Source organism: Candidatus Hamiltonella defensa 5AT (Acyrthosiphon pisum) (genome assembly GCF_000021705.1).
Taxonomy (GTDB): domain Bacteria; phylum Pseudomonadota; class Gammaproteobacteria; order Enterobacterales; family Enterobacteriaceae; genus Hamiltonella; species Hamiltonella defendens.
In genome coordinates this window covers 48,536-59,032 of sequence record NC_012752.1, presented here as the reverse complement: position 1 = coordinate 59,032, position 10,497 = coordinate 48,536, and the positions used below count along the sequence as shown (strand labels likewise).

At 43.0% G+C, this 10,497-nt stretch carries 13 protein-coding genes and 1 pseudogene (1 of these 14 running past the window's edge); 12 read left to right on the top strand and 2 right to left on the bottom strand.

Annotated elements, in window-relative coordinates:
- The first annotated feature begins 724 nt into the window (after positions 1-724).
- The 8 genes from HDEF_RS10835 to pilN all read left to right on the top strand — a co-directional run bounded on the left by HDEF_RS10835 (position 725) and on the right by pilN (position 6,134).
- Positions 725-1,255 carry a hypothetical protein gene (locus HDEF_RS10835; protein WP_015873107.1) on the top strand — a complete coding sequence of 177 codons (531 nt, stop codon included), beginning with the start codon at positions 725-727 and terminating at the stop codon, positions 1,253-1,255.
- 84 nt (positions 1,256-1,339) lie between these two features.
- Positions 1,340-1,471: a hypothetical protein gene (locus tag HDEF_RS13590; RefSeq protein ID WP_274376884.1), complete on the top strand. Its 132-nt coding sequence runs from the start codon at positions 1,340-1,342 to the stop codon at positions 1,469-1,471.
- Positions 1,468-2,145, top strand: a complete 678-nt coding sequence (locus HDEF_RS10830; protein WP_015873106.1) for a LuxR C-terminal-related transcriptional regulator — start codon at positions 1,468-1,470, stop codon at positions 2,143-2,145. The genes HDEF_RS13590 and HDEF_RS10830 overlap by 4 nt, the downstream gene beginning before the upstream one ends.
- A gap of 33 nt (positions 2,146-2,178) precedes the next feature.
- The gene (locus tag HDEF_RS11080) at positions 2,179-2,562 is read left to right on the top strand and encodes a helix-turn-helix transcriptional regulator (protein ID WP_015873105.1); all 384 of its coding nucleotides are present in this window, start codon (positions 2,179-2,181) and stop codon (positions 2,560-2,562) included.
- A 105-nt stretch (positions 2,563-2,667) separates the two neighbouring features.
- Positions 2,668-2,892: a hypothetical protein gene (locus HDEF_RS10820; RefSeq protein WP_015873841.1), complete on the top strand. Its 225-nt coding sequence runs from the start codon at positions 2,668-2,670 to the stop codon at positions 2,890-2,892.
- Positions 2,893-3,044: 152 nt separating this feature from the next.
- The gene (locus HDEF_RS11075) at positions 3,045-3,494 is read left to right on the top strand and encodes a transcription termination/antitermination NusG family protein (protein WP_015873104.1); all 450 of its coding nucleotides are present in this window, start codon (positions 3,045-3,047) and stop codon (positions 3,492-3,494) included.
- Between the two features lie 304 nt (positions 3,495-3,798).
- A complete protein-coding gene (locus HDEF_RS10810; RefSeq protein WP_015873103.1) occupies positions 3,799-4,455 on the top strand; it encodes a toxin co-regulated pilus biosynthesis Q family protein in 657 nt (218 codons plus the stop codon).
- A complete protein-coding gene (pilN, locus tag HDEF_RS10805) occupies positions 4,452-6,134 on the top strand; it encodes a PilN family type IVB pilus formation outer membrane protein (RefSeq protein WP_015873102.1) in 1,683 nt (560 codons plus the stop codon). Before HDEF_RS10810 ends, pilN begins: the two co-directional genes overlap by 4 nt.
- Before the next feature lie 9 nt (positions 6,135-6,143).
- On the opposite strand, the gene HDEF_RS10800 is transcribed toward pilN, so the two are convergent.
- Together HDEF_RS10800 and HDEF_RS10795 are read right to left on the bottom strand one after the other, a co-directional pair.
- On the bottom strand, positions 6,144-6,431 hold the full coding sequence (locus tag HDEF_RS10800; RefSeq protein WP_015873101.1) for a BrnA antitoxin family protein: 288 nt from the start codon (positions 6,429-6,431) through the stop codon (positions 6,144-6,146).
- The gene (locus HDEF_RS10795) at positions 6,406-6,684 is read right to left on the bottom strand and encodes a BrnT family toxin (RefSeq protein ID WP_015873100.1); all 279 of its coding nucleotides are present in this window, start codon (positions 6,682-6,684) and stop codon (positions 6,406-6,408) included. The genes HDEF_RS10800 and HDEF_RS10795 overlap by 26 nt, the downstream gene beginning before the upstream one ends.
- Before the next feature lie 68 nt (positions 6,685-6,752).
- Here HDEF_RS10795 and pilO2 point away from each other — a divergent pair, with 68 nt between their 5' ends.
- The 4 genes and pseudogenes from pilO2 to HDEF_RS13950 form a co-directional block, all read left to right on the top strand.
- Entirely contained in the window at positions 6,753-8,063 is a 1,311-nt protein-coding gene (gene pilO2, locus HDEF_RS10790; protein ID WP_148207026.1) for a type 4b pilus protein PilO2, read from the top strand.
- Positions 8,050-8,460, top strand: a complete 411-nt coding sequence (pilP, locus tag HDEF_RS10785) for a type IV pilus biogenesis protein PilP (RefSeq protein ID WP_015873098.1) — start codon at positions 8,050-8,052, stop codon at positions 8,458-8,460. The genes pilO2 and pilP overlap by 14 nt, the downstream gene beginning before the upstream one ends.
- Entirely contained in the window at positions 8,457-10,004 is a 1,548-nt protein-coding gene (locus HDEF_RS10780) for a GspE/PulE family protein (RefSeq protein WP_015873097.1), read from the top strand. Before pilP ends, HDEF_RS10780 begins: the two co-directional genes overlap by 4 nt.
- Positions 9,991-10,497: pseudogene (locus HDEF_RS13950) on the top strand (type II secretion system F family protein); its annotated part runs 23 nt beyond the window's last position; the annotation flags it as partial. The gene HDEF_RS10780 and the pseudogene HDEF_RS13950, both read left to right, overlap by 14 nt.

The window sequence follows — 10,497 nt, the reverse complement described above, 5'->3', positions numbered from 1 at the left end:
CCGACCCTGCACTTATGGCGGAGTTAAAAAAGTCTTGATTGAGATTGAGCACTTGCTATAATCCTTACTGGCACCAAGCCAGATGTTGGCCCCCTCAATCCTGTTATAACCCGCCAAAGTTAGTCGCAGGAACAGGGGGTTTAGTTTTTTGAGGCCTTCGCCACACCCCGGACGTCATTACCGGGACGTCCATCCGAAAAGATCCTTCCAAAAAATCGTAATTTTAACCATATCACGATCGCTACAAAGAGATCAAGCTAAGCAAAATCTCTCAAAAAGACCCGGATTTTCTCTAAGAAACCCCACGTCTCCATCTTACTACAGAGGGATTAATTTCATATTTCTGGCGTGAATTTTTTATCAAATGCACCTTATATCCCCGCCCTAAATGGCGTGGTTTTATGTCGCATTTGTTGATCGACAAGGGAAATAAAATTANTTTTTGTCAGCATGATGATGTCTGATATTTTTTTAAATTAATATCGTGTAAATGATGATTTTTAGATTAAAAAATAAAAAATTTATCATTTTTCAATGATTTTATTGAATGTACTAATTCTATATATCTCTTTTGTTTTTCGATGACAGGCATCAATGGGTTTATTTGTTTTTTTAATGCACATTGACTCACTCTCTGTTTTAATTAATACTAGCTATATTACATTATTTAAGAGCATTCATAGCTCATAAATGATCACCTATAGGCTCACGAGACGCGCGCCACATGGAAAAAGAATCCGTTGATGATCTAAAAGAAGAATTATTAAAAACAAGAAATCTACTTAATCTAACTACTGATAAGTTGAATGACTTTATTTCTGAGAAGAAAAGAAAAAAGAATTTTGTTCTAGGCGGTTACTATATGATGTCCCGTGAGTCTGAAAAAAACTTGAGAGCTTTACAGCAAGAATGCGCTGCGGCATCAATAGTATTTAGTATAATCAGGGAATATATGCAGATTGGAACAAATTCGGTCACTATATCCAATAGCGCATTATGCAAAATTCTAGATAAGTCTAGAGCAACTATCACAAGGGCAGTATCTCATTTAGCCAAGAATCACTATGTACAAATAATAAAAACAGGAAATGTTAATACTTATGTGGTGAATGAAAAAATTGCTTTTTCTGGAAATGCTCTTCAAAGAAAGGCTGTTTTTTCGGCAACTATTGTAGCGCATGAATGCGAGCAGGAAAAAAGATGGGAAGAAGTTAAGGAACTTAAAGTTGTACCAGTAATTTATAGTGAAAATTAGTTATGACTAATTAATCGCTACTCTCAGGTGGACCAACACCTACGAGTAGCTAATCCAAAACCTAACGTAACTAGGAGTCGGACTATGAAAAAGTCTACCTTTCATGTGCTCATCTGTGAAGCACGATCTATTCACTTTGTGATGTTTGCCTGTGTTTCAAAAAATTTAACTCTGTTTCAACGCAAAAGCCTCTTTAACCTGGGAGGTTTGGTATGAGAAAGTCACTAATTCGGTTATGTCAGCGCTCTACTGAACCTTGTGGTGTCACAGATGAAAAATCAATTATTTATGCCAATCCAGCCCTACGTAATTTATTGCATTTCCCTCGTTGTGTTAATAGTGAAGAAGGGGCAGATGTCACACCTTCTGATGCTATGACTGTATTCGAAACACAAGAAAAACAAGCCCGAGATCAAAAGCTTCCTTTGTGCATATTGAACATATTGCCTTATGGATCTGAGAAAAAAATACAACCTTATTTATTTGATTTTTTTCCGCTGTTTAATGAAAAAGGTCAATGTATTGGTACATTTTTTTATGCTCGTCTTTTCCCTTTTTTTTCTTTATTGGAATGTACCGNAAAAAAACTACCTCGTACCGCTGCGGTACAGAAACCAAACAAGATATTCACAGAAAAAGAATGGGACATTGTTTTCTTTTTATTAAATAGATTAGGAAGTAAGGAAATAGCCAAAATATTACACAGTTCTCACCGAACAATAGAAAATCGGCTACAGATTATTTATGAAAATTTAGGCGTGCATAATTCAGAACAACTCAGAAATTTTTGCGAACGGAAAGGAATAGATAACTATATTCCCTCAAAATTTCTTCCTACAGGCAGTCACGTCATTAGCTTTAGCTCCGTGAGTCAAAAAAATCAATTTTGACTCGTACATTCATTAATGAATTAGGAGCTAATAATGATAAAATCATTTGATATTAAAGAAATTAAATTTTATCAAGAAATTTTTGAGGAACTTTCTCCAGCAGAAATTAAAGTACTGTCACTTTATTGTTCCGGATTGCAATGTAATAAAATTTCATTGTTATTAAATATGAGTCTAAGTACGGTAAACTCACATTTAAATAACGCAAGAAAAAAATATGAACTAAATAATTATTCTGAATTGAGGGCATTATTTCATTTTTTGATAAATAATCATCTAATTAACTCATTTTTTTGTAATTGTTGTAAATTAAAAAAATTAACTCAATTACCTAAAATAGCTAAACAACCTAACTGTTATTTATATTCATATCAAGGGCTGGTTTTTCAGCCCTTATTCTATTTTAAAAAAATTTAGATTTTTAAGCTAAAAATCATCATTTACACGATATTAATTTAAAAAAATATCAGTCATCATCATGTCTGACAAAAAATGATTTCATTTCCCTAAGGAAATTAATGCATGTTTAACCAAATTTCCCGTCGTGGAAAATCAGTCTATATCGGCGCAGAATTACGTGACCGTTTGGATAAAATGGTGCTTGATGTCGGGCATTATGCTGGAAGACCGGTCACGGTTTCTGAATTTGTTCGTTATCTGATTGAAAAATCAGGGAATGATGCACAAAAAAGACTGAAAAAAATTTTAGGTACAGAGAAAGAGAGAAAGCAGTTTTCAACAGAGTAGACGACGCAAAAATTAAATAATAAATAAAATTCAATTTTTTTTATTTTTCTAAAATAACTGTTTTTAATTTCATCACATTTAACCAGAAATCACTGGGTTTAAATTGGGCGGAGCCTGCGCCTTATAAAAAAGGGGTGATAAGATAAATAGATATGGAAAAAAAATGGTATCTCACCTGTCACAAATCAGGTTGCAGTAATCTTTATAAAGCGCAGCAAGCCTTGATACAAATTGAGGTTCATTCATTAAGTCCTTCTATTCAAACCTGGCGTCAACGTCTTGATAGAAAAAATAAGAGAGCTGTGATTGAACCCCTCTTTAAAGGGTATTTATTTACTTGTTTCGATCCTGAGAAGATCCCTACCAGAAAGATAGAGCATTGCGCTGGCATCAGTCATCTGGTGAGATTTGCCAATACCATTGTCCCGATTCGAGAAGCTGTGATGCAGGAAATCATGCGCTTCCCCCTTTGCATGAATGACGAAACCAGGACAAATCATAAAATCACGACTTCCCTTAAAGAAAGTCAAAAAGAACAAATTAAAAACATTGTTCAAAAAAAGAGGCGCACGCGAGAACCGCCCTATTCCTGGCTTTTTTAGAGGCCATTCAATAAGGGGTTTTTAAGCCCATCAAACAAGACCCCATTTCTTTTTCACCAGCAAAATCCTTTTCACTTTATTAAAAATATTTTTTAGGCGTTAAGCGTCAGCCGGCTTTTTGCCTGAATTTCCCCAAAGCGGACCTGACCAGAAAAAAAGGACGATTTCCAGGGGCTTCCATAGTTAACGTAAGAAGAGGCGAAAAAAAGATGAAAAAACAAGACAGAGCGCAAGAACAAAAAAGACGGCGACGTTTGATTAGAAAAGCGCTTTCCAAGAAAACCCCCTCTTTTTTTCAAACCTTATGGGCTTTTCTCAAGAAAAAAGGCTGTCTCAACAAAGGAGACTCAAGGCCTCTCTCTCCATGAAACTCATCCTGATTCTGTTTTTTTTACTCTGTTTGGCGGGTTGTAGCGGCTCTCGCTCTCACCATGAGAACACAGCGCCTGTGACATTGATTGAGTCGCAAATACACCTCCACAGCAAAAAGATAGCCTTGGCACAACAGAGACTCCAGCAAGCCAGCGGAATCAGGGATTTCGCTCCTGGAAATCAGGTCAAACCGGACAGAAATCCCCACAAAAAGAAAGGGCCGGCAGCGCAAGGCGGCTTATTCAATAAGACAGTAAAACTGACAGTTCAAAAAAGGGACTCCATGCCAAAAACGCCCATTCAAACAGAGAAAAACTGGCGAGCGCAAAAGGGTTCGACGCTCAAAGAGACTTTATATTTATGGGTTGAGCAGGAACAGTGCCTCCCTGAAAAAAAGAGAACATGGAGCCTCATTTGGGACACAGACACCAATTACAGAATAGATGCGCCTTTATCCTTTTCTGGCACTTTCCGTGACGCCTTGAATGGAATATTTCGTTTATATGCCAAGGCCACGGTGCCCCTATTTGCAGGGATCAATACGACACAATGCCTTCTCAAAGTCGATGACCAGGAGAGACACTCATGAACAGGCCATTTTGGGTGGTTTGCCTGAGCATTGCGCTCTTTCTTTCTGGCTGTGCAGTGCACCGTCGCATTGATAACGTGATGGAAGCCGCTCAAACAGATTCGGATAAGGTCAGTGCTCTACTGAAAGACGCCTCAACGGCGCGTCCCGTGGCGACATTTTATCAAGAGCAATGGATTAATCCTGTTCCCATCAAATCCGTCACGAAAGCGATCCCAGAGAAAATGCGCCGTTGTCATATGACTTACAAAACGTCTCAACCTCAGACGATTTACCAGTTTGCTCAGGATGTGACACAGCAATGCGGTTTCCGGGTGAAAATTTCCCCAGATGCCGCGGCATTGCTCAGCAGAGGGGCTTCTCATCTCGGCGGAAAGGGTCAAACTCAGCAGAGGGATAGGGGGCCTTCGCCCATTCCCCCGATGGATAACGACGGTATGATGCCTTTGCCCTCAATGGACATTCAGACGAGTCGCTTGAATTCAGCAACAGCCTCGATGAACAATACGATCACGGATGTCGCTTACTCGGGCAATGTGGCGGGTTTGCTGGATATGGTGACCGCCCGTTTAGGCATTTCATGGCGTTGTCACCATGAAGAAATCACTCTTTTTTATCTGGAAACCCGTCGTTTTAACATCGATCCGACCAATGCGAAATATTCGCTCAAGAATCATCAAAAGAGTGGTTTATCCACTCAAAGTAGCACAGGAGGCGGCGGATCGAGTAGCGGCTCAAGTACCTCCCAACAAACCGAAATGGCCAATGACCTCTACGGCGATATCCAAAAAACCGCGGAAAGCATGTTAACCCCGGGCGGGGGGCGGCTCAGTCTCAATCAAACCTCAGGGGTGGTGGTGGTGACAGATGTTCCCGAAGTGGTCAACCGCATTGGGGAGTACCTGCGAGATGAAAATATCAAGCTGTCGAAACAGGTCTTGCTTAAAGTGGTGGTGTACACCGTGCACACGGAGACGGCTGACCAGTCAGGCATTGACTGGAATGTGATTTTTAAATCCCTGTCAGGAAAATACGGGATTCATGTGGCGAATGCCTTTAATGCGGGCTCGAATCTGGCCAATGGGGGGTTTGAAATTTTGCCGACGGCCACGGGGAGAGCGTCGCAATGGGCGGGGTCACAATTTTTGTTGAAAGCCTTGTCTGAGCAGGTCAAGGTATCGGATGTGAAAACACTGTCTATCATGACCACGAACTTAGCCACTGCGGGAATGCAGATTGGAAAGCAAACCACTTATTTGCGCAAAACGTCGGTCACGACGGGCAACACCACGACGGGCGCTGAGCCTGTTCAATCACTCGAACCCGGAGAAATCACCACGGGCACCAACATTAACATCATGCCAAAAATCTTAGAGGGCAATGACAAAATGATGCTGACGATGATGATGGATATCTCCTCGCTCAATCGGCTGAGAAGAATAGAAAACAGGAACAAAACTGAAAGCATCGAAGCGCCCGATACCGACTCCCGCTCTATTCCACAACGGGTATGGCTCAAGCCTGGAGAAACGGTTCTCATGAGTGGTTTTGAACAAAATATTCAAGACGGGAGTCAACGAGGAGTCGGTTCCTCCCGCCATTTTTTATTCGGGGGAGGCATGTCAGGGAAAAGCAAAAAAGAATCTTTTGTGATCACCATCACCCCTTTATTGCGTTAAAAAAGTGGGTCAAGGTTTGACATCATGGGGAGAATGCTCTTTCAACCAGTTTTTCATCGCACAGTCCATACGAGATTGCCAGTGTTTACCTGTGGCTCGAAAGGCATCTACCACTTCCTGAGAAAGACGAATGGTTATTTTTTGCTTGGTAGGGGCTTTTTGTGGGCCTCGGATGCCGAGCGTTTTCAAAAGAGAAAGGGGTAATACCTCTTCAGCGGGTCTCATCAAAGCAAAGTCTTCCTCTTTGAGTTCACGTACCTCACCTTCTTTATCAATCAAGGGTAAGTGATTTTTCATATTTAATGCCCTCTCTGGTATTGGCTTTACGAAAACTAATGACTCTGATGCCGTTTTTAATGTCAGAAAAACACAGAACGTGTAAGCGATTTTTTAAGTAACCGACAGCAAGATAGCGAACTTCGGGATAATTCTTGCGCTCATCGATAAAAAAGAAGGCCGTAGAAAAATCAAAATCCTTAACGCTATCAAAGCTCAGTCCACGTTCCAAAATATTGCGATGATTTTTCACTGCATCGTATTCAATTCTCATTTATCAAATCGTACATACAATTAAATGGTATTTCAATGTTATTTTTTGAAATACATGAGAAAAAATTTATGTCCCACGAAAAAAAACCAATACATATTGTGACTTACAACAAAAAGTCCTTCGTCGTCGGCCTTGAATGGCGGGCGATTAAAGGGGGCTTACATTTTATGAAAGAAGTGAAAGCCATTGGGAAAAGAGAACACCTGGATGTGGTCGCCATCCGGCAAAACGGATCGATTCAAGCAGGCTTCGCGCCCAAATTTTCTGTCCCACTCAAAGGAAAATATTCACTGGCGGTGTCATTGGTGTCCTTGATTTCAGGTAAATGGCTGGCCGTGATCCCAGTAGAGTCAATGGAGGATAACTTTATTGTGATCGCCTCTACGGGCGGGTTGGTCATGCCTTGGACCGATAAAATCGTGCATGCAGAGGCCTTAGAGCAAGAGGTGGTGGATATGACTGCCCGTTTATCCCAAGGCGAGGGGGAAGTGAAGGTGTTTGGAGACAAACGATTTTTATGGGTGACGGATGAGAGGGATTGGTCAGAGGTACTGGCCGTTAAAAATCTGAAAAAAGAATTTAAACTCAAACCGTTAACGTGGGGATTGACCCAAAAAGAAAGCGTTTCCTGGGCGTCTTTTTTTATTTTTATCCTGAGTGCGTTCTATTTTTTTAATCAGTATTGGAATCATAAAGAACATAAAGCCCGTTTATTGGCGATAGAAAAACAAAAGTTAGCCGACGATATCAATAAAGAAGCCCGTTATAAAGCGGCCCTCCTGAGCCTAAAACCCCCCTGGGTGGATAAACCGTCTATCCAGAATTTTATCCAGCGTTGTGATCAAACCCTACAGCAAATTCCGTTGTCATTGGGGGGATGGATCACCGCTCAGATCACCTGTTTTCATGATAAGGCGGAACTTCTTTTTGCTCGGCTTGAGGGCTCTGCTGTGGGCGCGATGGATTTTAAATGGAGTGTGGAAAAACGTTATTCGGTCACTCCCAGCTTTAACGGCAAACAAACAGGGGCCGCCGTTTTCTTTCTTCCCATCCATGCCATACCCGAAGGCGACGACCCGTTACTGCCACTGTCACATCAGCGTGACAAACTCATGACATTATTGCAACGACATAATCTCAGGTTCACGTTAACGGAGGTGCCTTTTGAGGAAAAGAAAACAGACGAACAGGGCATCGACTTTCCCTTGCCGAACTGGCGGGAAATGACCTTCAGCTATGAGAGCTCGATTCCTCCGAGAATGATCTTTAAAGAGAGTGAACTACCAGGGATGAGAATAAAAAAAATAGCCTTGCTGATCAATCAGGATAACGCCGCCATCCAATATCAAGTCCAGGGGGTGATGTATGGAAAGCCATAAAGTCTTTCTTTTTTTGTTGCTCCTTTTTCCCTCATTACTGAGCGCCACCTCTGACATCAACACCGTCGGTGAGCTGGATGCCTTACAAAGTCAAATCACCTGGTACAAAGCCTTGTCCGCACGCAATAAAGCCAAAGACGAGGTGGGATTGACGGGCTCGTTAGACAGGAGCCCCACGATATCCATCAAACCGGATCCCATTCCGCGTATCACGAAAATGATTGGCCATGGAAAAAGCCTTTATGTGCGTTTGCGTTTTCCTGATGGCACTGAAATGACCCGAAAAAAAGGGGACGCGATCCCAGGCGGTTTTACGCTCACTCAGGTTTCATTGGATGAGGTGACTATCACCCATTTTTCGGGCAATAAAATGATGTTAAGTGAGGCGACACCATGAAAGTCATTCCTTTATCTGGCGCTCATGCCGTGCCGGATGACCGTTTACCGGAAAAGTTAAATGACGCGATCTGTTTAGTGAAACGCGATGACGGCACTTTGATATTAAAAGTCGCTTTGCCCTTTATTGATTGTCTTGAGGTGATGGATTATGAGCGCCGGTTAAAAGAAAATAACGTTCAATTCACGTTAATGCCCTGTGCGTTATCGGACATTGTCGAACTCAAAAAATCGGCGGAGTCGGACGTAAAGAATGAAGACGAACACACTGAACAAACCATTCAGAAAAAAATCATTAAAATACTCAGTGACGCGGTCACTCAAAGAGCCTCGGATGTGCATATCCGTCTGGAAAAAATTGTCTGCTCAGTCTATTTTCGTATCGACGGAAAGTTGGCTTATTACGAAGAATATGCTGCGGAGGAGGGCAACCGGTATGTCAATTGCCTCTACAACACGATGTGTCTTCATCAGAGTCACGCTTCGGTGTCTTACGCAGAGCCCTCCGATGCCAAAGTGAGGGAAGAATATGTGCACTCCCTGGGGCTGACCGGGGGCCGTTTTGCCAGCCGCCCCACTTCGGAAGGATTGCTGTCCGTGATCCGCTTGATAACCCGACGTGACAGGGCATTGTCCCTGAATGAATTAGGGTTGACTGCCCCACAGGAAGCGGTTCTTGAACGGGCGATATCGAAACCGACGGGCGTCATCTTTTTTACCGGCCCGATGGGATCGGGTAAAAGTACCCTGGTTCAGGTGATCAGCGAACTGATGACGGCCAGAGACCCTGGGATCCATCTGGCCACCGTCGAAAATCCGGTCGAGTCTCCGATTAAAGGGGCAGTGCAAACCGCGTTAGGCCCCAAAGAAGAATGGTGGCAAGCCGTCAAAAGCCTGATGCGGCTCGATATTAACTGTATTGTCATCGGTGAAGTCCGCGATCACCTTTCAGCCACCGCGGCGATTGAAGTGGCGCAAACGGGCCACTATGTGTTAACCACGCTGCATACGACGCATCCGGTGGATACGATTGCGCGCCTGAAAAGCTTACAGGTTGAAAACGACCTCATCAGCGATGCCGCCCTCATCACCTGTTTGGTGGGACAACGCCTCGCCCCCAAACTCTGCCCTCATTGTAAAAAACCCTATCTTGAACATAAAAATGACCTTTTGCCGGTTTTTCAGGACTTAATTGAACAATGTTGCCAACCAGAGCAGGTTTACCTGAAAAATGCCTCAGGGTGTGAACACTGTGAAGGAAAAGGGGTGAAAGGACGGGTGGGGATTTTTGAAGTCATTGAAGTCGATGCCGAATGGATGCGCCGATATCACGAGCGGGGAAAAACCCACGCGTATGACTACTGGTATCAAAAAGGCGGACAGACCTTGTGTGACAATACCCTTCGATTGATTAATGAAGGAAGGATCGATCCTGTGATGGCACATAAGGAGGTCTGTAACCTGGACCGGGATTTTTTGGTGTTCACCGAAGACATCAGAGAAAAAGCACAACATCACAGGAGAGCATCAAATGAATCCCTTTAATCGTCTCCTGTGTCAGTGGACTTTTAACGCCCATGATCGCGCCGATATTTACGACAATTTCAGGCACTATTTGCTGGACGGCCAAAGCATTCACAAAACCTTTGACAAGCTCATCATCAATTACACGCGCCGAGGAAAGAAGCCGAATAACGAAATCGCGCAGATATTAAAAGAATGCGCGGCGCATTTTGAGGAAGGGACCCCTTTATCAGAGGCATTAAAGGCGTGGTTTCCAGAGCAGGAAATCAGTGTCATAGAGGCGTGCCATATTGCCGGTCGTCCTGCGGATGGCTTCCAGAAAGCCATCCACATCGCGCATGCCACCGAACAATTAAAAAAGGCGATTCGGGGCGCGCTGTTGACCAGTGCTTATCTTTTTTCGTTGTCTTTGACGATTTTAACCCTCGCCTGCGTGATGCTCGTTCCGTTGCTCCTGGAATCCGTGCCCCTGGTCCAATGGAGCCTGGCTCAAAAAGGGGTTTATTANNTTTAC